The sequence below is a fragment of the Salinibaculum rarum genome (assembly GCF_030505615.1).
Classification (GTDB): domain Archaea; phylum Halobacteriota; class Halobacteria; order Halobacteriales; family Haloarculaceae; genus Salinibaculum; species Salinibaculum rarum.
Window position 1 is genome coordinate 1,956,862 of the sequence record NZ_CP129992.1, and the last position, 25,282, is coordinate 1,982,143.

At 62.6% G+C, this 25,282-nt stretch carries 25 protein-coding genes and 1 tRNA gene; 14 read left to right on the plus strand and 12 right to left on the minus strand.

Going from position 1 to position 25,282, the window contains the following annotated elements:
• The first annotated feature begins 70 nt into the window (after positions 1–70).
• Positions 71–1,711, plus strand: a complete 1,641-nt coding sequence (locus QYL91_RS10380; protein ID WP_302080429.1) for a GMC family oxidoreductase — start codon at positions 71–73, stop codon at positions 1,709–1,711.
• Here the strand turns inward: QYL91_RS10380 and QYL91_RS10385 are convergent.
• From QYL91_RS10385 to QYL91_RS10400, 4 genes are all read right to left on the minus strand, one after another.
• Entirely contained in the window at positions 1,706–2,176 is a 471-nt protein-coding gene (locus QYL91_RS10385) for a transporter (protein ID WP_302080430.1), read from the minus strand. The genes QYL91_RS10380 and QYL91_RS10385 overlap by 6 nt on opposite strands.
• A gap of 25 nt (positions 2,177–2,201) precedes the next feature.
• The gene (locus tag QYL91_RS10390) at positions 2,202–2,855 is read right to left on the minus strand and encodes a chemotaxis protein CheC (RefSeq protein ID WP_302080431.1); all 654 of its coding nucleotides are present in this window, start codon (positions 2,853–2,855) and stop codon (positions 2,202–2,204) included.
• Between the two features lie 85 nt (positions 2,856–2,940).
• A complete protein-coding gene (locus QYL91_RS10395) occupies positions 2,941–3,576 on the minus strand; it encodes a chemotaxis protein CheC (RefSeq protein ID WP_302080432.1) in 636 nt (211 codons plus the stop codon).
• A 119-nt stretch (positions 3,577–3,695) separates the two neighbouring features.
• Positions 3,696–3,995, minus strand: a complete 300-nt coding sequence (locus QYL91_RS10400) for a twin-arginine translocase TatA/TatE family subunit (protein ID WP_302080433.1) — start codon at positions 3,993–3,995, stop codon at positions 3,696–3,698.
• A 202-nt stretch (positions 3,996–4,197) separates the two neighbouring features.
• Between QYL91_RS10400 and QYL91_RS10405 the strand changes: the two genes are divergently transcribed.
• The 3 genes from QYL91_RS10405 to QYL91_RS10415 all read left to right on the plus strand — a co-directional run bounded on the left by QYL91_RS10405 (position 4,198) and on the right by QYL91_RS10415 (position 6,085).
• A complete protein-coding gene (locus QYL91_RS10405; protein WP_302080434.1) occupies positions 4,198–4,674 on the plus strand; it encodes a redoxin domain-containing protein in 477 nt (158 codons plus the stop codon).
• Positions 4,675–4,715: 41 nt separating this feature from the next.
• On the plus strand, positions 4,716–5,540 hold the full coding sequence (locus QYL91_RS10410; RefSeq protein WP_302080435.1) for an HD domain-containing protein: 825 nt from the start codon (positions 4,716–4,718) through the stop codon (positions 5,538–5,540).
• Positions 5,541–5,677: 137 nt separating this feature from the next.
• Positions 5,678–6,085 carry a hypothetical protein gene (locus QYL91_RS10415; protein WP_302080436.1) on the plus strand — a complete coding sequence of 136 codons (408 nt, stop codon included), beginning with the start codon at positions 5,678–5,680 and terminating at the stop codon, positions 6,083–6,085.
• A 16-nt stretch (positions 6,086–6,101) separates the two neighbouring features.
• Here QYL91_RS10415 and QYL91_RS10420 read toward each other — a convergent pair whose 3' ends face one another.
• The 4 genes from QYL91_RS10420 to QYL91_RS10435 form a co-directional block, all read right to left on the minus strand.
• Positions 6,102–8,252 carry a PAS domain S-box protein gene (locus QYL91_RS10420; RefSeq protein ID WP_302080437.1) on the minus strand — a complete coding sequence of 717 codons (2,151 nt, stop codon included), beginning with the start codon at positions 8,250–8,252 and terminating at the stop codon, positions 6,102–6,104.
• A 306-nt stretch (positions 8,253–8,558) separates the two neighbouring features.
• Positions 8,559–8,629: transfer RNA gene (locus tag QYL91_RS10425), tRNA-Gly, on the minus strand.
• Between the two features lie 165 nt (positions 8,630–8,794).
• Complete coding sequence (locus QYL91_RS10430) at positions 8,795–9,466, minus strand: class I SAM-dependent methyltransferase (protein WP_302080438.1); 672 nt, start codon at positions 9,464–9,466, stop codon at positions 8,795–8,797.
• Positions 9,467–10,507 carry a tyrosine--tRNA ligase gene (locus tag QYL91_RS10435; protein WP_302080439.1) on the minus strand — a complete coding sequence of 347 codons (1,041 nt, stop codon included), beginning with the start codon at positions 10,505–10,507 and terminating at the stop codon, positions 9,467–9,469.
• Positions 10,508–10,624: 117 nt separating this feature from the next.
• Between QYL91_RS10435 and QYL91_RS10440 the strand changes: the two genes are divergently transcribed.
• The 3 genes from QYL91_RS10440 (at position 10,625) to QYL91_RS10450 (ending at position 12,490) form a co-directional block, all read left to right on the plus strand.
• Complete coding sequence (locus QYL91_RS10440) at positions 10,625–11,119, plus strand: DUF309 domain-containing protein (protein WP_302080440.1); 495 nt, start codon at positions 10,625–10,627, stop codon at positions 11,117–11,119.
• A 100-nt stretch (positions 11,120–11,219) separates the two neighbouring features.
• On the plus strand, positions 11,220–11,552 hold the full coding sequence (locus tag QYL91_RS10445) for a cupin domain-containing protein (RefSeq protein ID WP_302080441.1): 333 nt from the start codon (positions 11,220–11,222) through the stop codon (positions 11,550–11,552).
• A gap of 149 nt (positions 11,553–11,701) precedes the next feature.
• Positions 11,702–12,490 carry a M14 family metallopeptidase gene (locus QYL91_RS10450; RefSeq protein ID WP_302080442.1) on the plus strand — a complete coding sequence of 263 codons (789 nt, stop codon included), beginning with the start codon at positions 11,702–11,704 and terminating at the stop codon, positions 12,488–12,490.
• A 55-nt stretch (positions 12,491–12,545) separates the two neighbouring features.
• Here the strand turns inward: QYL91_RS10450 and QYL91_RS10455 are convergent, their stop codons facing one another.
• Entirely contained in the window at positions 12,546–12,998 is a 453-nt protein-coding gene (locus tag QYL91_RS10455; protein WP_302080443.1) for a UPF0179 family protein, read from the minus strand.
• Between the two features lie 68 nt (positions 12,999–13,066).
• Complete coding sequence (locus QYL91_RS10460) at positions 13,067–13,447, minus strand: DUF5820 family protein (protein ID WP_302080444.1); 381 nt, start codon at positions 13,445–13,447, stop codon at positions 13,067–13,069.
• Between the two features lie 373 nt (positions 13,448–13,820).
• Here QYL91_RS10460 and QYL91_RS10465 point away from each other — a divergent pair, with 373 nt between their 5' ends.
• From QYL91_RS10465 to QYL91_RS10490, 6 genes are read left to right on the plus strand one after another with little or no spacing between them, the layout of a single operon-like run.
• Complete coding sequence (locus QYL91_RS10465) at positions 13,821–15,893, plus strand: PrkA family serine protein kinase (protein ID WP_302080445.1); 2,073 nt, start codon at positions 13,821–13,823, stop codon at positions 15,891–15,893.
• A 4-nt stretch (positions 15,894–15,897) separates the two neighbouring features.
• Entirely contained in the window at positions 15,898–18,177 is a 2,280-nt protein-coding gene (locus QYL91_RS10470) for a PrkA family serine protein kinase (RefSeq protein ID WP_302080446.1), read from the plus strand.
• On the plus strand, positions 18,168–19,481 hold the full coding sequence (locus QYL91_RS10475; protein WP_302080447.1) for a YeaH/YhbH family protein: 1,314 nt from the start codon (positions 18,168–18,170) through the stop codon (positions 19,479–19,481). Before QYL91_RS10470 ends, QYL91_RS10475 begins: the two co-directional genes overlap by 10 nt.
• Complete coding sequence (locus tag QYL91_RS10480) at positions 19,478–21,472, plus strand: SpoVR family protein (protein ID WP_302080448.1); 1,995 nt, start codon at positions 19,478–19,480, stop codon at positions 21,470–21,472. The genes QYL91_RS10475 and QYL91_RS10480 overlap by 4 nt, the downstream gene beginning before the upstream one ends.
• A 55-nt stretch (positions 21,473–21,527) precedes the next feature.
• Positions 21,528–21,905 carry a hypothetical protein gene (locus QYL91_RS10485; RefSeq protein ID WP_302080449.1) on the plus strand — a complete coding sequence of 126 codons (378 nt, stop codon included), beginning with the start codon at positions 21,528–21,530 and terminating at the stop codon, positions 21,903–21,905.
• Positions 21,906–21,930: 25 nt separating this feature from the next.
• On the plus strand, positions 21,931–22,311 hold the full coding sequence (locus tag QYL91_RS10490; RefSeq protein WP_302080450.1) for a secondary thiamine-phosphate synthase enzyme YjbQ: 381 nt from the start codon (positions 21,931–21,933) through the stop codon (positions 22,309–22,311).
• A gap of 25 nt (positions 22,312–22,336) precedes the next feature.
• On the opposite strand, the gene QYL91_RS10495 is transcribed toward QYL91_RS10490, so the two are convergent.
• Positions 22,337–22,600, minus strand: coding sequence for a hypothetical protein (locus tag QYL91_RS10495; RefSeq protein ID WP_302080451.1), 264 nt, complete (start codon positions 22,598–22,600; stop codon positions 22,337–22,339).
• 104 nt (positions 22,601–22,704) lie between these two features.
• Here QYL91_RS10495 and QYL91_RS10500 point away from each other — a divergent pair, with 104 nt between their 5' ends.
• Positions 22,705–23,094 (plus strand): hypothetical protein, encoded by a 390-nt coding sequence (locus tag QYL91_RS10500; protein ID WP_302080452.1) that lies wholly within the window; start codon positions 22,705–22,707, stop codon positions 23,092–23,094.
• A gap of 13 nt (positions 23,095–23,107) precedes the next feature.
• Here QYL91_RS10500 and QYL91_RS10505 read toward each other — a convergent pair whose 3' ends face one another.
• Entirely contained in the window at positions 23,108–25,138 is a 2,031-nt protein-coding gene (locus QYL91_RS10505) for an AMP-dependent synthetase/ligase (RefSeq protein WP_302080453.1), read from the minus strand.
• Positions 25,139–25,282 lie beyond the last annotated feature (144 nt).

Sequence of the window (25,282 nt, forward strand, 5' to 3'; positions counted from 1 at the left end):
AAAGGATTGCTCCGGGAGCAAAAGCCAAGCCATAAGTTTAGGCTCGCCTAATCGACACCGAACAGGAGCGATGGCGACAGACAGAACCCCGGAGTCGCGCGTCGACGTCTGTATCGTCGGCGCGGGGCCGGCGGGTGCGCTGATGGCGGCGAAACTGGCCGGCCAGGGTCACGAGGTGGTCGTCCTCGAAGCGGGGCCGAGATTCGAGAGCGACCAGCGCCTCGAGCGTATGGAGCGGGCGATTCGGCCCGGCATCGAGGCGGACGTCTGGGATATGGGCGGGGACCGCGACGCCTACACCAGCGACGGCGACAGACACTATCCTCTCAACGTCGCCCGCGTGAAGGGTGTCGGCGGGTCGACGCTCCACTGGCAGGGGATGGTGATGCGCCTCCACGAGTCGGATTTTGCGGGCACTGTCGCCACCGGCGAAGACCCCGCCTGGCCTCTCACCTACGACGACCTCCGGCCACACTACAGCGAGGTCGAACGGGCCTTCGGCGTCTCGGGGGCGGCCGACAACCCCTTCGCGCCGCCGCGAGACGGTCCCTTTCCGATGCCGGCGTTTCCGCCCAGTTACAGCGATTCGCTGTTTGCGCCCGCCTGCGAGGAACTCGGAATTTCGATGCACTCGGTGCCAAACGCCCGCAACTCCGAAAGCTACGACGGCCGGAGCGAATGCGTCGGCTATGGCACCTGCCAGCCGGTCTGTCCCTCGGGCGCGAAATACAGCGCCGATGTACACATTGAGACGGCCGAAGAGCGTGGCGCTCGCGTCATCGACCGGGCCCCGGTCCAGCGTCTCGAAACGGCAGACAGTGGTGAACGCGTCACGGCTGCTGTCTACGCCACGCCCGATGGCGAAACGCACCGACAGGAGGCCCGCCAGTTCGTCCTCGCCGCCGGCGGCGTCGAGATTCCACGCCTCCTCTTGCTCTCCAGGAACGAAGCCCACCCCGATGGACTCGCCAACAGCAGCGGCCTCGTCGGTCGCTTCTTCATGGACCACCTGTTTGCCGGTGCTGGGGGGACCATTGACGAGCCCACCCGCCAGAACCACGTCGGCTTCCTGACCAGCGAGACCCACCAGTTCTACGACGACCCGGGACAGGCCGTCCGCGACCGGGACGGAAACGTCGTCGTGCCGGCGACCGACGAGCCACTCGCGCCGATGAAACTCGAATTTTTCAACTACGCCGGTCCATCGCCGGTCGAACTTGCCCTGTCGGGCGACTCTTTCGGCGACGAACTACTCGATGACCTCCGCGACGCCTACGGCAACAGTATCGCTATGGGTGGGTTGGTCGGCCAGCGGCCGGACCGGTCGAACCGCATCACGCTCGACGCCTCGACCACTGACGACCACGGCAATCCCGTGCCGAGCATCGAGTGGTCGCTCGACGCCCGGACCGAGCGCACGCTCGAACGGGCAAACGCCATTCAGACGGCGATTCTCGACGAACTCGGCGTCGACATCTCGTGGACGGTCGGTCCGGCCGACACCGGTCCCGGCTACCACCACATGGGGACGACGCGGATGGGGACCGACCCCGCCGAAAGTGTCGTCGACGCACGGTTGCGCACCCACGACGTCGCCAATCTCACGGTCGCATCGAGCAGTGTCTTCCCGTCGTCCGGTGCGATGAACCCGACGCTGACGATTGGCGCACTCGCGTTGAAAGCCGCCGACCACGTCGATGCCGACTTATAGGACGTAGATACCCATCCCGCTGACGACGAGCAGTCCCGCGTCGACGAGCAAGAGGAGTGCGACGACGGCCCCGCCCTGGAGGAACGGGCTGGCGTTGCGCGCCGGCTCGCGGACCTTGTCCTGTTCGGTCCCCTCGGTCAATTTGCTCGCACCGACTTCGACCAGTCCGGCGAGGACAAACCAGAGGACGAGCATCCCGAGGACGAGATGGCCACGCGGATTCCCGGTCAGCGACTCGACCGTGTAGGCGTAGGCGGCCATGTGCCCGCCGGTCAGAAAGAGCAGGAGTGCGCTGGCCCGGGAGACGGTCGTTAGCTTCCCGGCAATCGCTTCGAGTGGTGCTGCGTTGAGGTCACCATTTTTGCCGAGCGGGAGGATGGCGTATGCGACGAACAGTACACTTCCGGTCCACAGTGCTGCGACCAGCAGGTGGACGACGTAGACGGCTGCGTTCACGAGCGACATATCCGGGTGTTCGGCGCGAGCACCTTCAAAATGCGCTTTCTCTGTCGTGCACGTCAGAGAGGCTATCTTTCTCGCGTATCTCCTCGATATCGAGTTTGTCGATGATGTTGACGAACGACCCCGGGTCGGGAATCAGAAAGATGTGGAGTTTGAACTCGGTGTCCTCGTCTGCCAGGTCCACGAGCGAATCGAGCACGATAGACAGCGAGTCCATCTGGACGTGCGAGACGGTCTCTTCTGCTATCGTTTCGGTGCTGTCCCGTTCCAGGGTCGGCGTTTGCATGTCGATGGTCGTCTCCAGCGTGTTCGCGATGCCATCGATGAACCCGGACGTGAGGATGTTACAGATCTCCTGAAGGGCACTCTCGTGCATCTGGTTCAGCTCGCCCTCGACTGGCTGTCCGGTCATCTCCTCGGCGATTGTCGCTGCCGTCTGGTCGTCGAAGGTCATCACGAAGACGCCGTACGGCGGTTCGGTGAGTCGGATACTTGCGTGGTACATCTCACCGTCGCCCATCTCCGTCGCGATGTCACTGGGCTGGACGAAAGAGAGGCTCTTGATTTTTACGTCGGCTTCGATGCCGGCCATCGTCGACAGTGACGAGGCGACGTTTTTCGCCCCGTGCTGGATGAGTTTCCCGATGATTGTGAGCTTCCGGATGTCGACGAGTATGGGCATTGGTCGGTGGTATCGGACAGAGTGGGTTAGTGCTTTCGGCTACCGTGAGCTCGAGAGCGCGCGTCGACGCGCCCGCTCCGATTCGTCACCCTGGAATTTCGCTCATTGACTCCTGTTCGAACGCGTCAAGGTCGATGTTGTCGAGCAGGTTGACGAACGCGCCGGGGGCCGGCACGAGATAGACGTGCAGTTCGAGTTCCCTGTTGCGCTCGGGGACACACACCGTCGAGTCGAGGACGATAGCGATACTCTCATCACGGACGTGCGAGAGCTGGTCGTCGACGATGGCCTGTCCGGCGGTGTGTTCGAGCGCTGGCGTCCCCATGTTGATGGTCGTATCCAGGGTGTTGGCAAAGCCGTCGATGAACCCGGAGGTACAGATGTTACACATCTCTTGGAGGGCACTCTCCTGCATCGATGTGAGTTCCCCCTCGACGGGTGCGCCCGCGACCAGTTCGGCGACGGCTGCTGCCGTATCGTCGGAGAAGGTCAGCATAAACGAGCCATACGGCGGCTCCGTCAGGTCGATTGTCGCGGCATAGACCTCTTCGGCGCCGATTTCGTCCGAGAGGTCGCCCGGGTCGACGAAAGCCAGCGACTGGATGTCGATGGTCGTCTCGACGCCGGCGAGGGTTCCAAACGACGACGCGACGTTGCTCGCTCCGTCCTTGATGAGCTCGTTGATGACGGCCAACTGGCGTACGTCTACGAGTAGTGGCATGTATCTCTATCCCGCAGTTAGCGGTGCTATGTTCGAGTGGACACGGAGAGAGTATAACAGTTCGGCCACCGGTATCAGCGGTGATAGCGCAGTCGCTGCCGGGCGGTGAACGACCGGCCTCAGTTGTCAGTCGTTTCCGAGTCGATGGAGTCGGTGTCCATGTACTCGATGTCCTCGTCACTCGCACTGTCCGCGGTGGATTCCTCACTCGACCCTTCGGCTTCGCTCTCCTGGAGGTCTTCCAGTTCCTGCTCGACTTCCTGGCGCCCCTTTTTGAACTCGCCCATCGCCTCGCCCGTCGACCGCGCGAGCTTGGGAATCTTGTTCGCCCCGAACAGCAACACCGCTATCAGCAGGATGACGACCATCTCCATCCCCCCCGGAACCGGTCCGAACAGGGGAACCATTGTTTCTACCATTGCTACTCTCTTCTTGCCAACTGCCGATTATAGTCTTTTTGGACCGACCAGTCTCCCGAACCGGACTCGAACGGTGTCTGACGGCGGGTCTGTTCCGCATCGACTCGAAGGGCCGTGTTCGTGGTGGTAGCCCTCGCCCCCGGCCGCCAGTAGACTCACCTTGAGTCGGAAACATCTTTATCCAGCCAGTCGTATCAGGGGTATGGTATCCGAAGGCGACAGCGCACCCGACTTCACGGCACCGCTTGCAAACGGCGACGTTGGCGAATTTTCACTCTCGGAGGCACTGGACGACGGTCCGGTCGTCCTTGCCTTCTTCCCCGGCGCGTTCACGAGTGTGTGCAGCCACGAGATGAACGAGTTCCAGCATCGACTGGAGAACTTCGCGGACCTCGGCGCTTCCGTGTACGGCGTCAGCGTCGACTCCCCGTTTGCCCAAAACGAGTTCCGCGACCAGTTGGGTCTGCAGTTCGACCTCGTCAGCGACTCCGACAAGCAGGTCATCGACGAGTACGGCATCTCGATGAACTTCGACGACCTCGGTGTCAACGGCGTCGCAAAGCGCTCGGTCTTCGTCGTCGACAGTGACGGCACAATCTCGTACTCCTGGGTCAGCGACGACCCCGGCGTCGAACCGGACTACGACGAAGTCGAGGCCGCAGTCGAAGCCGCAGCCTGAGCGGGGAGTCCTTTTCACGGCCCGTCCCGTGGGTAGCAACTATGAGCGACGACTCGACCGTCCCGGGCGAGGAGGGCGACTGGCGGGTCTACGACCCCGATGACGACCACTCGTTTCCAGACGAGCGTTTAAACAGCGTCCTTGCCGTCGTCGACGACGACGAGGAGATAACGGCGTATCTGGAGGCACAGAACGTCAACCCGGTCGCGCGCAAGAAGTACAACGACCACGGGACCAAACACATCAGCATCGTCCGCAACCGGGCGCTGTGTCTCTACGACCTCCTCAAAGCCGGTAGCGCTGAGTTCAATGGGGCAACCGACCAGGGACTGAGCGAGGCCGACGAGCCGGTCATCATCGGACTGGCGGCCATCCTCCATGACATCGGTCACGTCGTCCACCGGGACGACCATCCGTACTACTCGATTCCACTCGCAGCGGACGTACTCGACCGACTCCTCCCCGAGTTTTACGACACTGCCGACCAGGTCCGGGTCAAAGGCGAGATTCTGCACGCCATCCTCTGTCACCACACTGAGGAGGTCCCGCTCACGCTCGAAGCCGGCGTCGTTCGGGTCGCAGACGCGCTGGACATGGAGCGCGGGCGCTCGCGGATTCCGTACGAACGCGGCGGCCGCGGCATCAACACCGTCTCCAGTCAGGCAATCGAACGGGTGTCACTCGGCCCCGGCGACGACGTTCCCGTCCAGGTGGAAATCGAGATGAACAACGCCGCCGGTGTCTACCAGGTGGACAACCTCCTCCAGGCGAAACTCCGCGACTCGGGCCTCGAAGACCTCGTCCGCATCGTCGCGCTCAACACGAACGAACCCGGCGACCGGATTGTCGAGCGCATCGAACTGTAGAGCAAGCGGTCAGGTGCCGTCAGGCGGAGACTTCGACTCGAATTTCTTCCAGGTACGTCGGTCCGGCGAAGCGACGAAACGGTTCGAACGACGCTACCGGTCACAACGATTTAGTGGACGCAGTCTCAATTGTGGGTATGAGTCTCACACCCGTGGAAGGGGGCCGAGACGGGGACCGTGAGAGCGCGGAGCCGTCACGGTCCCGGCGCTCGGGTGTGCAAGCGCGCCTGCGGTCGTGGGTCGAGTCGGTCGGGCAACGACTCCTGGCTCTCCGCAAACGGTTCAGTGGCACTGGCGAGGAATCGTCGACCCAAGACCGGCCGCCAGATCGTCAGAACGGCGCAATCCGCGTCGCCGGCCAGCGCCGACTGGAGAAACCACAGTCGTCGACAGACCGGACGGACACGCCGGGCGAGTCGTCGGTCGGCCAGTATCTGCCCGCAACCGTCGGCGCCGATGCCAAACGGGACGGGAACCGGCTCTACAATCCCGACCGCCCCGACGTGTACATCACGTCCGATACCTGGGAAGACATCGAACCGTAGGCCGCGCTCGACGTGTTCACTCGCCGAACTCGACGCCGGTAAACTCGAAGCGAGCGCCGCCAGCAGCACTGTCGGTGACACGGCTGTGCCACCCGTGAGCGGTCGCTATCGTCTTGACGATGTTCAGTCCGAACCCGGTCCCGCCGTCTGCGGTCGAGTACCCTGTCTCGAACACGTCGTCGCGCTCACCTTCGGGGATTCCCGGGCCATCGTCTGCGACGTAAAAGCCGTCGTCGGTCGTCCCGACTGTCACAGTCACGTCCTCGCCGCCGTGGTCGATTGCGTTTCTGAGCAGATTCGCCAGCAACTGCCGCAATCGCCCCTGGTTTGCCTGCAGTGTCTGGTCGGTCTCGATTCGCAACTCCCCGTCTGCGGTCTCGACGTTCTGCCAGCAGTCGGTGACTGTCTCGGCGAGTGAGACGGCCGTGGTTTGTCGCACTTCCCGCCCTTCTCGGGCCAGCGTGAGCAGGTCGTCGATGAGCGTTTCCATCCGGTCGAGTGCATTCGAGATGTGTTCGAGGTGTTCATTTTCGCACTCGTCGCTGGCAAGCTCTAACCTGGAACTGGCGACGTTCAGCGGATTCCGGAGGTCGTGGGAGACGACGCTGGTGAACTCTTCGAGGCGCTCGTTCTGTCGCTCCAGTGCCTGCTTTCGCTGCTTGCGGTCGGTGATGTCTCGGGCCTCTGCGACCAGCGAGACGACTTCTCCCGCCTCGTCGGTCACCGGACGGATGACACCATCCGCGGTGACTCTCTCCCCGTCCGGTGCGTAGTGGAACGCCTCGTACCGGATGTGGTCACCGTTGGCTGCCTGGTCGATCCACTCGCGCAACTCCGCCTGGAGCGACTCCGAATGGGTCCACCACGGCGTCGTCCAGAACGGCTCTCCGGCGACCGTCTCGAGGTCGACCTCGACAAACTCCAGTGCCGTCTCGTTGACCGACTGCACCCGGCCGTCGGTGTCCAGCACAGCCAGGAACGACTCCGGACTCTCGAAGACAGCCTCGAACCGGCGGTGATTCTGCCGTCTCTTTTGCTCGCGGGCTCTCTGGGCTGTCACGTCCCGATACAGCCAGAGGTTCGCAGGCCCGTCTGGAAGCGTGTAGGGGATGTAGTCGCGTTCGAGCGTCCGTCCATCAGCCAGTTCGAGTTCCTCCTCGTAGACTGGCTCTCTGTCGTTGATTCGCTGTTCGATGCCTGCGACGAACGCGTCGGGGTCGGCAAACAGGTCGGTCATCTCAGTCGCGGCGGTGGCACAGTCGCGCTCGACGAGGTCATCTCCGGAGGCGGGAATCTCGAGTATCTCACACAGTCTGTCGTTGGCGTGGCGGATAGTCCGGTCGGCGTCCTCACAGAGGACACCCATTGGCAGGTGCTCGACAACTGTCTCTAATACTGTGGCCGTCGCATCGCGTTCCTGTTCGTATGCCCGGTGCTCGCTCAGGTCACGAACCGTACAGACGAACTCGTCGGCGGCCGTCGTCGCAAGCGAGTACTTTATCGGGACGGTCCCGCCGTCCGCCCGTTCTCCGGTGGCCTCTTCTTCGATACACCCCTGTTCGCGCACCTTAGGGAGTATGTCCTCGCGAATAGCGACATCGTCGTGGTAGGTGATCGCCTTGGACTCGCCGACCAGTTCGTCGGGCTCGTAGTCGAAAATATCCGCATACGCCTCGTTCACGTAGATGTAGTTGCCCTCTGGGTCGAGAATGCTGATGCCGTCGCTTGCTGTTTCGATGGCATCGAGTCGCCGTTGCTGCTCACGCTCGGCGCGGGCGTGTGTGACCGCGTTCTCGATCCGGTGTGCGAGTAGTTCGTACTTTTCCGTGCCGCCGCCCTTCTGGAGATAGTCGGTCGCCCCCGCAGAGATTGCCCTACTGGCGACCCGCTCGCTCCCCTCGCCAGTAAAGAGAATAAATGGGACCTCCGCTCCCCGCTCGCGAAGCGTCTCGAGAAACTCGATGCCGTTTTTCCCCGGCATCTGGTAGTCGCTCACGATGCAGTCGACCGACTCCTCGGCAACCACGTCGAGTCCGTCGCTGGCAGTCGGTGCTGTCTCGACGCTGCACTGCTCGATTTCCCGCTCCAGCATCTCGACGGTCAGCTCCGCGATTGCCGGTTCGTCCTCGACGTGGAGAACCTGAATCGTCTTGTCGTCCCTACACATTCTTTCCTCTCTATTGACAGACCTGGGTAAAAACGTTCCCGGCTACAGCATCAAATCTGAAAACGTCAATCCCGGACCGGGACCTGTCGGTCATTTCGTGGCCCTCTCTCGAATTCGGAGACAATAATGCGCCGGCCGGGACTGAGCAAACGCGTCGCGTTTGCGAGGGTCGGCCGGCAAACGACCGAAGGAAGTGCGCCGGCCGGGATTTTGAACCGAAACCAGACGTGCTCACTTCGTTGCGCGCGACTGGTAGGGTTCAAATCCCTCTGGCGATTTCGTTGCTCACTTCGTTCGCAACAGAAATGCGCCGGCCGGGATTTGAACCCGGGCCATGAGCTTGGAAGGCTCAGGTCCTACCACTAGACCACCGGCGCGCATCGCTCACTTCGTTCGCTCGCGCGCCGAGCCTCACCTCACTTCGTTCGGTGAGACACCGGCGCTCACTGCGTTCGCGCCGAGGCTCGCAATCACTCCGTGATTGCTCACCACCGGCGCGCTTACCTCACAGTTGCAGAGGGGTCATTAAGACCGTTTTCCTTTCAGGCGCGGACATCGGCATAACAGTTGCCGCTCGAAATCCGGACGCTCGCGACGGTGAGGGCACTCGATTCGAGGTCTGCCTCGAATTCAGCTGGCGCGTAGATATGATAGAACCGCGGCACCGTCTCGCCGCCCGGCAGCGTCCAGTCGACGGTGGTGTCGAACCCGGTCTCCGCATCCGCCGGCGCGTCGAAGCGGTCGTGGGCCGTACTCCACGCGCTCACGAGTGCGCGACCGCCATCGCAGAGCACACGCGCGAGTTCGTCTAAACTCCGCCGGCGACGCTCCCGAGTCGGGAGGTGATGGAGCGTGGCAACGTAGATGCCCACGTCGAAGGTGTCGGTAGCGAACGGCAGCGCGGCGGCGTCTCCCTGCACCAGTGCACCGCGCCAGTCGCGGTCTTCCATCCGGTCGCGTGCGCTGGTGAGGAGTCCGCGACTCACGTCGGCGCCGACGGCACGGTCGACGTGCGCTGCGAGCAGTTCCGTGTGGCGGCCGTTACCACAGCCCACGTCGAGACCACGCTCGCCGCTGGCGTCGGCGAGAAACTCCTCGACTTCGGGCCAGGCGTACTCGCGAGTCTTCGAGAAGTGGTCGGCGATGTCGTCGTACACCTCGCGGATACGGGTCGGCGAGCGATGGTCGCCGGCTCCATCGTCGCCGTCGGTCATCTACTCGTCCCCGTACTTCTCGGGGTAGGCTTCTGCGAGCAGGTCCGGCTGGTCGTTCAGCCGCTCGCGAATCGGGTCGATGACCTCGGAGACGTACTCGCCGGCGGCGCCTTTGAGGTCCGCAGGGTGGAGGTCCTCACTGACGAAATCAGCTTCGAGTTCGTCGTAGGACTCGTAGACGAGGTCGCCACCGTACTCGTCGGGCCGTTCGACGACGAAGTCTTCGCCGCGCTCGTCGAGAATCGGGAAGACGAGATACTCCATGTACTCGAGGACGCCGTTGTCCTCGGCCTCGCCCATCGGACAGTACGCGTCGTTGATTTTGTCCGCGACTTCGTCAGGCGAGTCGGTGAGGTTGACCTTCGAGGACTCCTCGGAGGCGCTCATCTTGCCACCCGAGAGTCCTGCTAGTAGTGGGGCGAACAGACAGACCGGGGACTCGCCGCCGTGGTTCGGGAGCATCTCGCGCCCGAGCATGTAGATGCCGCGCTGGTCGATGCCGCCGTAGGCGATGTCCGCGTCCAGCGATTTGACGTCGAGGTTCTGCATCAGCGGGTAGATGAGTCCGCCGAGGTTGGGACTTTCGCTCTCGCGGACGACCTCGCTTGCCGCGCGCTGGGTCCGCGAGATGGTCGTCTCGGCGGCCATGCGGTACATCTCCAGCGTGTACTCCTCGCCGAGCTGGAAGTCCGTCCCGCGGACGAAGTCGATGTCGTCGGGGTCCGCGCCGGCGGCCTCTATCATCCCCTCGATGGCCTCTTCGTAGTACGCCGAGCGGGCATCGAGCAGGTCGAAGGGACTCTTTTCGTCGTCGAGGTGGGCGTGCAGGTCTGCGATGAGAACGGTCACGTCGACGCCGGCCTGGAGGAAGTCCGCCAGTTTGCGCATCGTCGTGAAGTGGCCGATGTGCATCTCGCCGGTCGGGGCATAGCCGATGTAGGCCGACGGCGAGTCCTCTTCGAGCAGTTCTGCGAGTTCTTCGTCCGTGACGACCTCCTGTGTGTGGCGTGTGACGAGGTCGAGCCGGTCGGCCGTGTTCATACACCCGACTCCCGCACGCTGGCGAATAAATCGTTTGTTTGTCGCCCCGGTCGGCGACGGAGTTACCGGGCTGGGCGTCGATGGGGCTGGTAGGGACGATCGACCCGCCAGACATCTATGACCGACCACACGCAGGACAACGACGTCGGGCCGCCAGTGTCGGGGAACCCGACCGGGTGGCAAGCAGACCGCCCGGAGTCAAATGGCTGGGCGCACGGGACACTCCGGCAGGCCGTCGTGCACGGTGTCCGACTGTACAACGCCGGGGACTTTCACGAATCCCACGACTGTTTCGAGGACGAGTGGTACAACTACGGCCGGGGCACCACGGAAAGTGCGTTCCTGCACGGGATGGTCCAGGTCGCGGCAGGCGCGTACAAGCACTTCGATTTCGAGAACGACGACGGCATGCGGAGTCTGTTCCGCACCGCCTTGCAGTATCTCAGCGACACGCCATCAGACTACTACGGCGTCGACGTGCTCGACGTGCGGACCACGCTCACGAACGCTCTTTCGGACCCCGCGGTACTGGATGGGTGGCACATCGAACTCGACGGGGAGCGACCGGACGCGATCCCAGCGGACTACGAATACGCTGACAGCCTCGAGTGACCGCAAGCGAGTGGTCGCACGGCTCTGTGCCCGTGACCGACGCCAGCGCCTGGCGGACCGAAGTCTTCATCGGACGTGGAGCCGGTAGAGAGGATAAGAGATGAGTCACGTTTCGACGGCGGACTTGATAGCACAGCTCGAACAGGACGACGAAAACTACACCGAAGTACTCAGCGAGGACTCGATGAGTGTCGAACTCGGGCGCTACCCCAACCCCGAACCCAAACACCCCCACAAAGAGGACGAACTCTACTTTGTCATCTCTGGGTCCGGGATGGCTGCGGTCGGTGACGAGACGTACCCCATCGAGGAAGGCGATGTCGTCTACGTCGAGCAGGGCGTCGAACACGACTTCTTCGACATCGACGAGGAGCTGACGGCCCTGATTGTCTTTACCGATTCCGAGGATTCCGTCCTCGACCAGAGCCCGTGACCTGTTTTGTCGGTCCGTCCACGCTCGACCGCTGGTCACCTGTGCGGGAGAACGTGACCGCCCGAACGACCGGAACACGAGCGAGATGCACCCAATCTCGCGGAAACCGCAATGCACACATAGCCACGAGCGTGGTAGGTAACAGATAGATGCGCGTCGAGCAGCTTGGAACGGGCGAGCCAGAGCTAGCAATAATCGGCGGGATTCACGGCGACGAACCCTGTGGGGTCCAAGCCGTCGACGAACTCGCAGCAGAAGCGCCGCCGGTCGAGCGACCGGTTGCACTCGTCGTGGCAAACGAGCGCGCGCTCGAAGCGGGCACCCGCTACGTCGACGAGGACCTGAATCGTGTGTTTCCGGGCGACCCCGACGGGGAGACCCACGAGAGCCGGCTCGCCGCCGAGATTGCGTCCCGGTTTGGCGACCTGACGACACTCTCCTTGCACTCGACGCAGTCGTATCGCGGCATGTTCGCTATCGTCGAGAACCTGACCGACTACGCGCGCAACGTCTGTCCGCGTCTGAGCGTCGATGCGGTGGTCGATGCTGGCGAACACACCGAGGGCCGGCTCTTCGAGGCGATTCCACAGACTATCGAAGTCGAGTGTGGCTACCAGCAATCCGACCAGGCCGCGGCGAACGCGGCGCTGGTTGCCCACGAGTTTCTCGGTGCCGTCGGCGCACTCCCCGACGCAGAGCGCCCGGCCAAAGACGGCCTGCCGGTGTTCGAACTCCGCGAGCAGGTCCCGAAAGACGTCGCCACGGAGTACGAGGTGTACGCCTCGAACTTCGAGCCGGTGGCCGCCGGGACCCCCTTTGCCGCCGCCGACGGCGTCGACATCGTCGCCGAGCAGGACTTCTACCCGGTGTTGATGTCCCCCGAAGGGTACGAACACGTCTTCGGCTACGCAGCAGACCACGTTGGGACACTGCCCTGAATCGGACGCGACGGGTCAACGCGGGTCTGTGAGTCGGCCGGTACTGTTCTTTTCGTCAGGCGTCCTCTGGCGGTTCGAACTCGACAAGCGTCAGGTCCCGGTCGAGCATACAGTAGTCGTGAGGCGGGTCGCCGACGACACTCTCGATGCGATACTCCTCGTCGAAGTCGGCGCCGGCCGGCTCGCAGTACTCGTGGCTCGGGCAGTCAGTGTGTGGACAGGACCCTTCCAGGGAGACGACACTGCCCGAGAAGGCACTGTTCGAGGCGACGTTGGCGGCTATCGGTGCGGGCTGGACCTCCACTGCAGTGACGCCGGTGTCGTGAACTGCACACTCGAGCGTGCTCGCGCCCTCGCGGACCGCTGTGACTTCGTATTTGCGACCTTCGGTGAGATTGAGACACTGGTCGCGGTAGGGACAGCCCTCGCAGGCGCTCGATTCGCCCTGGTAGACGAATTCGGTCCCAGGGTCGGCCAGGCGCGTCCCGATGAGCGTGACGGTGGTCATTACAGTGACGTTGTCCCGCTGATGGATTAAGTCCCGCGCCGTGGCCCCGAGAAAGAGTGGGGCGGTCGTTACTCGCCGGTGAGTTCGTCCAGTTTCTCCAAATAGTCGGGCCGGGGGACCTGATAGAGGTCGCGATAGTCTATCTCGCCGTCGGCGAACTGTCTGCTCACGTCGGCGACGTAGTCGTGAGCGGCCGGTTTGCTGTCGAAGGACTCCTTGCCCGCGTCGATTTCCGGCTCGAGATAGAGCGTGACGTACCAGGCGTCGTCGGAACTTGGCCGGTCACGGCCGGGCCGGCGGCTCTGTTTGCCCTTGGTCAGATAGATAGTCGGGAGGCAGGCCGCCGGGAAGTCCGTAGTGTTGAACACATCCGGCCGGTAAGCGACGACCACTTTCGTCTGTTCGTCGCTCCAGACGTCCCACCCATCGGCGAGTCCGTCGAGTGCCATACCCGCGGTACGATTCCGACTGCTATCAGTCTCCCGATGCCAGACAGAGTTGGATGCTACCACACACCGCACTTATATAAACACCACATACGCCCAGTTTTCGGCATCGTCTGGTTCCCGTTGCCCTGGTGTGTTCTCGTTACTGGCAGTTGGGCTCCCAAACCAGAACCGAAGCAAGATTTATGAGTATGTAGAACTCTTATAATAAATAGTATCGGTGATTGCTCCGACAAGACGGCAGACGATGAAGTCGTCGTACGGCGCCGCTATTGGTATGTGTTCACATACCTCGATGCGGTGCGCGCGCGCGGCCCACCCGGAGCACGCCGGTGTCTCACTGCCGGGCGCCATCCGAGCAACGTCCCGTGATAGTATGACAGGTAACAAGCAGACTCTCGAGGAGTTGAGCCAGGAGTACCGTGACACGATACCGGGCGATTTGCGCCAGACCCACTCCTTCGACTGGTATCTGGACACGCTGTACGAGGACCCGAAAGTTGCCAGAAACGCCCACCAGCGGGTCGCGGATATGTTCGACTACTACGGTACCGAGTACGACGAGGCCGACGGTGTCGTCGAGTACGAACTCGCCGCCGGAGACCCGATAGAAGACGGCGAAAACACGTTCTACGGCCGTGTCGTCCACCGGGCAATCCACGAGTTCGTCAACAAGGTCAAGTCCGGCGCACGCGGGCTTGGGCCACAGAAACGCATCAAACTCCTGCTTGGCCCTGTCGGGTCGGGCAAGTCCGACTTCGACCGTCAGGTCCGGCGCTACTTCGAGGATTACACCGCCCGCGACGACGGCCGAATGTACACCTTCCGCTGGACGAACCTCTGTGACATCATCCCCGACCAGGACCCCGCCGACGACGTGGTCCGTTCGCCGATGAACCAGGACCCGATTGTCCTCTTGCCACAGGACCAGCGCGAGCAGGTCATCGCCGACATCAACGAACGCCTCGATGCACCGTACACGATTCGCAACGAGCAGGCCCTGGACCCGGCCAGCGAGTTCTACATGGACCGCCTGCTGGCCCACTACGACGACGACCTGGAAGCGGTGCTTGAGAACCACATCGAAATCATCCGCCTCATCGCCGACGAGAACAAACGCCAAGGAATCGAGACCTTCGAGCCAAAGGACAAGAAAAACCAGGACGAGACGGAACTGACCGGTGACGTCAACTACTCGAAGATTGCCGTCTACGGTGAGTCAGACCCGCGCGCGTTCGACTACTCCGGTGCGTTCTGTAACGCAAACCGGGGTATCTTCTCTGGCGAGGAACTGCTGAAACTCCAGCGGGAGTTCCTCTATGACTTCCTACACGCCACCCAGGAGCAGACGATAAAACCGAAGAACAACCCCCGAATCGACATCGACCAGGTCATCGTCGGCCGGACGAACATGCCCGAATACCGGGACAAGAAGGGCGACGAGAAGATGGAGGCGTTTAACGACCGGACCAAACGCATCGACTTCCCCTACGTCCTCCAGTACTCAGAGGAGGCCCGCATCTACGAGAAGATGCTCCGGAATGCGGACCTCCCAGACATCATCGTCGAACCCCACACCCTGGAGATGGCCGGGCTCTTCGGCGTCCTCACGCGCATCGAGGAACCCGACGCCACCAAAGTCGACATGGTCCAGAAGGCAAAGGCCTACAACGGCGAAATCGACGAGTCCGAGGACGTCGACGTGAAGAAACTCCGCGACGAGGCCGCCGAAAAGGCCGACATCGGAGAGGGGATGGACGGGGTCTCCCCGCGCTTTATCGGCGACGAAATCGCCGAGGCCATCATGGATTCGATGCACCGCGATAGGCAGTTCCTCTCGCCGTTGACGACGTTCAACCACCTAGAGGAGAACATCGAGAACCACGGCTCCATCGACGCCGACGACTTCGAGCGGTACTACCGCTACCTGGAGATGGTCCGCGAAGAGTACAAAGAACGAGCCATCGAGGACGTGCGCCACGCGCTGGCCTACGACATCGATGAGATTCAGCGCCAGGGCGAGAAGTACATGGACCACGTCATGGCCTACATCGACGACGACACCGTCGAAGACGAGATTACCGGCCGCGAACAGGAACCGGACGAACAGTTCCTCCGCTCCGTCGAGGAGAAACTCCAGCTCCCGGAAGACCGGAAAGACGACTTCCGCCAGGAAGTGGCAAACTGGGTGTCACGCCGCGCCCGCGAGGGCGAGACGTTCGACCCGCAGGACAACGACCGCCTTCGCCGCGCCCTGGAACGCAAACTCTGGGAAGACAAGAAACACAACATCAACTTCTCGGCGCTGGTCTCCAGTGGCGATATGGACGACGACGAGCGCAACCAGTGGATAGACGCGCTCATCGAGCAGGGCTACTCCGAGGAAGGCGCAAAGGAGGTGCTCGAGTTCGCGGGTGCGGAGGTCGCAAAGAGCGAGATGGAGGAGTAGACCCGTGAGCGGCGAGGACTTCATCGAGGCGGCCGACCGGACGCTCGACGAGACCTACGAGGCACCGTTGAGCCTCGCGGAGTACGTCGAGACGCTGTTCGAACACCCCGGACGGGCCGCGCACGCATCGAAGTACCTGCTCTCGGCCATCGAGGATGCCGGGACGCGGACCGTCGTCGAGGAAGGCGAGGAGAAACAGCGGTATCGCTTCTTCGACGACCCGTGGAACGACGGCGAACACGCCATCCTCGGCAACACTGAGGTACTCAACCGATTCGTCGACGACCTCCGATCGATTGCGGCGGGCCGTGGCAAAGAAGAGAAAATTCTCTGGCTGGACGGCCCGACGGCGACCGGCAAATCGGAGCTGAAACGCTGTCTGATAAACGGCCTCCGGGAGTACTCGAAGACCGACCAGGGGCGGCGCTACACCGTGGAGTGGAACGTCGCCGGCGCCGGCAGTTCGGGCGGGATGACGTACGGCTCTGCGACGGTCCCCGATGAGGACGACTGGTACGAGAGCCCCGTCCAGTCGCACCCGCTGACGGTGTTCCCGCCGGACGTGCGCGCAGACCTCGTCGCGGAACTGAACGAGCGCCTGAACGACCACATCCCGGTCCGTGTCGAGGGGGCTCTCGACCCGTTCTGCCGGGAGGCCTACGACCACCTCGAAGAGCAGTATCGCAGACAGGGCGAGGAGGACCTGTTCTCGGCGGTCACCTCGCCACAGCACCTCCGGGTGAAAAACTACGTCGTCGACATCGGTCGCGGCATCGGCGTGTTACACTCCGAGGACGACGGCCAGCCCAAAGAGCGGCTGGTCGGCTCCTGGATGGCCGGGATGCTCCGGGAACTGGATTCGCGGGGGCGAAAGAACCCGCAGGCCTTTTCTTACGACGGCGTCCTCTCGCAGGGCAACGGTCTCTTGACCATCGTCGAGGACGCCGCCCAGCACGCCGACCTCTTGCAGAAACTGCTGAACGTCCCCGACGAGGGCCACGTGAAACTGGACAAGGGCATCGGGATGGACATCGATACCCAGCTCATCATCATCTCGAACCCGGACCTGGAGGCCCAGCTCAACCAGCACGCAGACCGGGAGGGACAGGACCCGCTGAAGGCCCTCAAGCGACGCCTGGACAAGCGGGAGTTTAGGTATCTCACAAATCTCTCGCTCGAGACCCAGTTGTTGCGACGCGAGTTGACAACCGAGACGGCCGTCTGGGACGGCTCGACGTGGGACCAGATAGAGGACCGGATACGCGAGTCCCTCTCGGTCCGCGTCCGGGACAGCGCCGGCACGGTCAACGAGCGCGAACTCGCTCCGCACACAATCGAGGCGGCGGCACTGTACAACGTCGTCACGCGACTGGACAAAAGCGACGTACCCGGTGGGCTTGACCTCGTCGACAAGGCACTGCTGTTCGACCGTGGATACCTGCAGGAGGGCGACGAGCGCGTCGACATCGAGGAGTTCGACTTCGCCGAGGACGCCGCCGACGGCGACCACGGCATCCCGGTGACGTTCACCCGGGACGCCATCGCGGACCTCCTGCACGTCGAGTCAGACCGCTTTCACGAATCGCTGCCCGTCGAGCGCGTCATCATGCCACAGGACGTCCTCGATGCGATGGCCGACGACCTGGCCGACGCGCCGGTGTTCTCGAACACCGAAGCCGCAGAGTTCGAAGAACGGGTCGTCGCAGTCAAAAACCACGTCTTCGCCAGACAGGAGGAGGACGTCCTCGACGCGATAATGCGGGACAAGCGCGTCGACGAGGCGACAGTCGAGGAGTACATCGAACACGTCTACGCGTGGGCCGAGGGCGAGAAAATCGAAAACGAGCGCGGCGAGTACGAAGAGCCGGACCTGCTGGCGATGAAGGTGTTCGAGATCGAACACCTGGGGCGGTTCACCGAGGACGACTACGAGGGCGACAAACCCCACGAGCAGGTTCGCAACTTCCGGACGGACAAGATAATCACCGCACTCAACCGCCACGCGTGGCACAACCGCGACGAGGCGTTCCGCGTCGAGGACGTCAACCCCAAGGAGATTCCCGTCATCAAGACGGTGCTTGGTAGCCACGACTGGGAGGACGTGCGACGCACCTACGAGGACTTCGACCCCGCACAGTGGGACAACCCACCGAGCGGCACGGAGACGGCGTCGCTGAAAGCAGCAACCCTCGAGAACATGCAAGAGATGTACGAGTACAGCGCGGCGTCTGCCGAACTCACGAGTCGGCACGTCATGAGTCAGGTGAGCTACAAATGGGACTGAAAGACGACCTCGACCGGTACCGCGAAGTCGGCGAGCAGCGCCGACAGGACCTCTCTGCGTTCATCCAGTACGGCGACCTGGGCCAGTCCCGTCCGGACTCGGTCCGAATCCCCATCAAAATCGTTGACCTGCCTGCCTTCGAGTACGCCCAGCAGGACATGGGCGGTGTCGGGCAGGGTGAGGGTGCCGAAGAGGGCGACCAGGTCGATGCCGGACAGCCAGAGCAGGGCGAGGGTGACGACGACGGCGACCCCGGAGAAGAAGGCGAGGAACACGAGTACTACGAGATGGACCCCGAAGAGTTCGCACAGGAACTCGACGAGGAACTCGGTCTGGACCTGGAGCCCAAGGGGAAGAAAGTCATCGAGGAAGTCGAGGGCGATTTCACCGACATCACCCGGTCGGGACCGTCGTCGACGCTGGATTTCGAGCGGCTGTTCAAGGAGGGGCTCAAGCGAAAGCTGGCGATGGACTTCGATGGCGAGTACATCCGCGAGGCGCTGAAAGTCGACGGCTGGGGGCCGGCGAAAGTATACGAGTGGGCTCGCGGCGAGAACGTCCCGGTCTCCCGGGCGTGGATAGAAGACGCCTACGAGGAGATTCCACGCGACGAGCGCGGGACGTGGGACAGCATCGAGAAGATGGAAGAAAACGTCGACCGCGAGTCGACGGCCCAGCGCATCCGTCGGGAGGGCGTCGACAAGATTCCCTTCCGCCAGGAGGACGAGCGCTACCGCTACCCCGAAATCGAGAAAGAACGCGAGAAGAACGTCGTGGTGGTCAACATCCGCGACGTCTCGGGGAGTATGCGCCAGAAGAAACGCGAGCTCGTCGAGCGGACGTTCACGCCGCTCGACTGGTACCTGCAAGGCAAGTACGACAACGCCGAGTTCGTCTACATCGCGCACGACGCCGACGCCTGGGAAGTCGAACGCGAGGACTTCTTCGGCATCCGCTCGGGTGGCGGGACGCGCATCTCCTCGGCGTACGAACTGGCGATGGAGCGTTTAGAGGAGGCGTACCCCTGGGCGGAGTGGAACCGGTATGTCTTCGCCGCCGGGGACAGCGAGAACTCCAGTAACGACACCGAGGAGAACGTGGTCCCGCTGATGGAGCAGATTCCGGCGAACCTCCACGCGTACGTGGAGACCCAGCCGTCGGGCAACGCCATCAACGCGACCCACGCCGAGGAGGTGGAGCGACACTTCCGGGACAGCGACAACGTCGCCGTCGCCTACGTCACCAGCCCGGAGGACGTGACCGACGCAATCTACGAGATACTCAGCACGGAGGACGAAGCATGACCACAACAGACGAATTCGAAATGCAGCGTGTGGCAGACAGCCTCGAAGACGTCGTCACCGAGGCGAACGCGCTTGCACGCAAACTCGGCTTGAACCCGTACCCGGTCAACTACTGGATTGTCGACTACGCCGAGATGAACGAACTCATCGCCTACGGCGGGTTCCAACAGCGGTATCCCCACTGGCGCTGGGGAATGCAGTACGACCGCCAGCAAAAGCAAGGGCAGTTCCTCGGCGGGAAAGCTTTCGAAATCGTCAACAACGATAACCCTGCCCACGCCTTCTTGCAGGTGTCGAACTCGCTCGCCGACCAGAAGGCCGTCATCACGCACGTCGAAGCCCACGCCGACTTCTTCAACAACAACGAGTGGTTCGGCCTCTTTGCCGACAACCCGAACGCGGCGTCGATGCTGGCTCGCCACGCCGAGGCCATCGACGAGTTCATGCGGGACCCGGAAATCGGGCGCAGCGAGGTCGAACGCTGGATCGACCACATCCTGTGTCTGGAGGACAACATCGACCAGCACAGTCCGTACGAATCCGTCGCGCCCGACGCGGACGGCCCCGATATCGACCCGGACGACCTCGACGCTGACCTCGGTGACCTCGACCTCTCGGAGGAGGTCCGCAAACAGGTGTTCGACGACGAGTGGCTCGAAGCACAGGCCGACGACGACGAGGCGCCAACCTTCCCGGAGCAGCCGGACCCGGACGTTCTCGGCTTCCTCCGAAAACACGGCAAGCAGTACGACGACGACGCCGAGAAGGCAGCCGAGATGGCCGACTGGCAGAAGGACGTCCTGGAGATGCTGCGCCGCGAAGCGTACTACTTCGCGCCGCAGAAGATGACAAAAATAATGAATGAGGGGTGGGCCTCATACTGGGAGTCGCTGATGATGGCCGGCGAGAACTTCGCCGGCACAGACGAGTTCATCACCTACGCCGACCATATGAGTCAGGTGCTTGGCTCGCCCGGGCTCAATCCCTACAGTCTCGGCCTGGAACTGTGGGAGTACGTCGAGAACACCGAGAACCGCCGCCACGTCGCCGAAAAACTGCTCCGTGTCGACGGCGTGACCTGGCGGAACTTCCACGACACCGTCGACTTCCAGACGGTCATGGAACACCTCGAACCCGACGCGGCCATCGCGAGTATCCGCCCTGACAGCCTGGCGAGCCTCGATGCCTCCGACTCACGCATCGACGCGGACGCCCTCGAACGCGCTCGCGACGGCGAGGTCGATGTCGAGACGTACCCCTGGAAAATTCTTACCTACGAGGGAATGGCAGAACGGCACTACTCGCTGGTGAAACCACAGTATCGGGGCTTTCTCTCGCGGATTGGGCAGAGTGAACTCGAGCGGACCGCCCGGTACATGTTCGACGACGCGAAGTACGACTCCATCGAGGCGGCGCTGGCAGACGTCGAGTACACCGTCGGCTGGGACCGGATGCGCGAAATCCGGGAGAGTCACAACGACGTGACCTTCCTCGATGAATTTCTCACCCAGGAGTTCGTCGACGACAACGACTACTTCACCTACGAGTACATGCGCGCTTCCGACGACTATCGGGTCACCTCGACCGACCACGAGGACGTCAAAAAGAAGTTGATGTTGCAGTTTACGAACTTCGGGAAGCCGACCATCGTCGTCGTCGACGGGAACTACCAGAACCGCAACGAACTCCTGCTCGACCACCGGTACAACGGCGTCATGCTCGACATCGAGCAGGCGAAAGACACCCTCGAACGCGTCTTCGAACTCTGGGGGCGACCGGTCCACCTCCGGACCATCGTCAAGGAGTTCGACGACCACGATATCGAAGTCGCACGGCGCCGCGATAGAGAGCCCGAACCGACCGAGCGTGGGCGACGCATCAGCTACGACGGCATGGAGTTTAGCGAGTCCGACCTCGACTGGGAGACGGTCGAACATCTCGCGGCGACGGACATCGACTACGACACGAAACCCGAGGAGTGGCTCGCCTGATCGGCCACAACCTGTTAGGCATCGAAGCTTGGTAGCGGGAGCCGCTACGTATCGTATGCACTCACTCCGCTCGGACACCGACTCGAATACGATGTATATGACCTTCTCCGGGGACGTGACTGTCGCCAATCTGGCGCGACTGGAGCGGACGGCAGTCGTGGCCGCGCGCGTCCTCGACCGGGAGTTCGTTCTCGTGACGGACGTGACAGACTGTGACCGCGTCACCACCTCGGCAATCGAGCGCATCGACGACGTGGTCGGCCAGCTCGACCAGTTCGGGCTCAGCAGAGAGGTCCGTGTCGTCTCCGAGTCGACCCCCGAGCGGGTCCGCAGAACGTTCGACCGCGTACGGACAGACCGGGCGGTCGCCGTCGATGTCGTCGATGCCGAGGACGAACTGTCGCCCGTGTCTCCCGAGAAGGCAACCAGTTGATAGGGGCGCCGGCCAAAGTCGACGTATGGTCGAGTTTTCCGTCTCGACGGACGACCGACGCTCCGTCGTCGATGTCACTGACCGCGTGAATCACGTGCTGCCCGACGACGCCAGCGGGACAGCCACGGTGTTCGTCGAACACACGACGGCCGCAATCGCCATCAACGAAGCCGAGTCCCGTCTGCTGGCGGACTTCGAAGATGCACTCGGGACACTCGTCTCTGACGAGGGCTGGAAACACGACGACCTCGACGGCAACGCCGACTCGCACGTCCGGGCGCTCCTGTTGGGCCCTGGGGAGACGTTCCCCGTCGAAGACGGGCAGGCCGCCCTTGGCACCTGGCAGTCGATTCTGCTCGTCGAGTGTGATGGCCCCCGGGAACGGACCGTCCGGGTCGTCGTTTGAGTTCTCGCCGGCCAAACGGGATGTCTCAGGCGTCGGCCAGTTGGATGCCTCGGGCGATGACGTACATCAGGACGATACCAGTTCCGACGGCGAGGACGAACTGGGCGACGATGACAAAGAGCGTCCCGAGCAGTGAATTCATCGCAAACAGCACTGCCAGCAAGAACGGGATGAGTGCGAGCCCGGCAAACAACGCGATGAGTCCGGTGAGTGGGTACGCTTCTGACAGAATCTGATCGGTATCGAGGGCGCCTGTCTCACGGTCGATGAAGGGAACGGATGGCGGCATCGTTCGCATCTCTCAACACTCCAGTAAGAATCTTCTGCTGGCGGTTCAATCTACCTAACGAGTTAGCACGAACCTCCAGAAAACTGGCTCCCGTCGCTTCAGGTATGGCCTACGAGATAGAAGCGGACGCCCTTGCGAACCGACTGTACATCGACCTGAGCGGGCGGATGGACGCCGAGGAAATCGACGAGGCCGCTGACGTAACACTCGAAAAAGCCAAGACGCTCGACGAAGGGTTCGACATCGTCACCGACCTCTCGGGATTCAAGCCATCCTCTCCGGAGGCGGCGAAACCCATCGAGCGCGCGCAGGCGACTCTCGAGGAGATGGGTATCGACCGCGTCGTTTGGGTCACGGACGCAGAGACGAGCCAGGTCGTCGTCAACGCGTTCGAGCGACGGTCCCGTGACGTCGGCTACAGCGGTGAAACTGCAGATTCCGTCGACGATGCGGACCGCCTGCTCGACGAACACGAGATAACCGGCTACGCCTGACGCGGCGTTGCGTTCAGTCGTCGGCGTCGACTTTCTCGGGTTCGGCCTCGTACATCTCGTCGATGCGGTCGGCGTAGACGTCGAGGATGTTGCGTCGCTTTTTCTTCATCGACGGCGTCAACAGGTCGTTTTCCGCAGTCCACTCGTGGGGAGACAGTTCGAACTGCTTGACCGACTCGGTCTTGCTGAGTTCTTCGTTGACCTCGTCGACGGCTTCCTGGACCCAGCCACGAACACGGTCGTCTTCACAGAGTGCCTCGCGGTCGTCGGGCAGGTCGATTCCTTCCGTGTCGGCCCACCGGCGGAGTCGCTCGAAGTTCGGGACCAGGAGTGCGCTGATGAACTTCCGGCCGTCGCCGATAACCATCACCTGGTCGATACGGTCGTTAGTCGCAAAGCGGTCCTCGATATACGCCGGGGCGACGTTTTTGCCCGTGCTGAGGACGAGCAACTGCTTCAGGCGCTCACGGAAGACGAGAAAGTCGTCGTGGGTGCGTTCGACGATGTCGCCGGTCCGGAACCAGCGGGCGGGACCCTCCTCGTCCGGGTCGGTCTCTGACAGTGCACTCTCTGGCACGTCGGTCGTAAAGGCCCGGTCGGTCTCCTCGGGTTTCTCCCAGTAGCCCTCGGAGACGTTGTCACCGCGGACGAGCAGTTCGCCGACGGTACCCGTCGCGCCTGTAAACTCCTTGTCCGCGACTGTCGACTCGTCGATGTACACGTCGACGCCGACGAGCGGAACGCCCATCGTCCCCGGGCGGATGTCGTCGGGTGGGTTGACGCTGATGACCGGCGACGTCTCTGTCAGGCCGTACCCCTCGATGACTGTCAGTCCCATCCCGTTGAACACCCGACAGAGGTCTTCGCTGAGACTGCCTCCACCAGAGACCATAAACTGCATTCGGCCGCCGATGTTCTCCTTGACGGTGCTGTAGACCAGGCGGTCGGCGAGGCCGTGTTTGGCACGGAGCACCGGCCCGGGGTCAGTGGCCTGCTGGAACTCGCGGGCGACGTCGAGCGACCAGTCGAAGATGCGCCGTTTGATTCCTTCTTCGCCGGCCTGTTCGCGCATCGTATCGAAGATGCGTTCGTACACGCGCGGGACGCTCGCGCCGGTCGTCGGTCGGATGAGCTGGAGGTCTTCGCTCAGCGTGTCGGGGTGTTCGGCGTAACCGACGGCGGCACCGGAACTCAACATCAGGAAGTGGCCGACGAGTCGTTCGAAGACGTGGGCCAGCGGGAGGAACGCGATGGAGACGGTGTCTGTGCCGATTGAGATGTCTTCGCGGTCGGTACTGTTGATGCGGCGGCGCGTCTGGTGGACGTTCGACCGGAAGTTCCAGTGTGTCAGCTCGACCCCTTTCGGTTCGCCGGTCGTCCCCGAAGTGTAGATGAGGCTGGCGAGGTCGTCCGGACCGCGCTCGTCGAGCCACGACTGGTAGGTCTCCTGGTCGAAGGTTTCCTGGCCTCGCTCGTAGATGTCCGCGAGCGTCTGGACGTCTGGGCGGTCCCCGTGGGTCTGTGGTTTGTCGATGAGAACGATGTCGGAGACGTCGAGTTTGTCTTCGACTTCGAGCAGTCGTTCGAGCAGCTCCTCGTTTTCGACGACGACCACGTCGGCGCCCGGGTCGTTGAGCAGATACTCGATTTGCGAAGGCGAGGATTCGGTGTAGATGGTCGTGACGACACACCCGGCCGCCAGCAACGCGAAGTCGGTCTGTGCCCACTCCATCCGGGTGTTGGCGTAGATACCGACTCTGTCGCCGGCCTCCAGCCCGAGGTCCCGGAAGCCAGCCGCGAGCGTTCGGACGATATCGCGCATCTCACCGTAACTCAGCGTCTCGTAGGTACCCGGGTCTGCCGGGGGAATCACACCCGAAAGTGACCGATTGTAGATGCCGCCTTTGTACAGTTGCGCATCGTCGTGGAGATGTCGCTCGGCACTGGTTTCGAACAGTTCCGGAATCGTTCCCCGCCGCTCTAACTCGTCTGCGTACTCTCGCTCCGCCTGCAACCACCCGGGTACCTTCTCTCGCTGTGCCATACTGTTGGTGTACGCTACCATGGTACAAAAATTGCACCTAGAAAAACGCTTTTCACTACGAGCGGGAGTTAAACTACACACGAGTTTTCTATGTATTGTGGCGAGCGAGAGCATACATTTTTCGCGCCGGGAGCGGTACGGCAG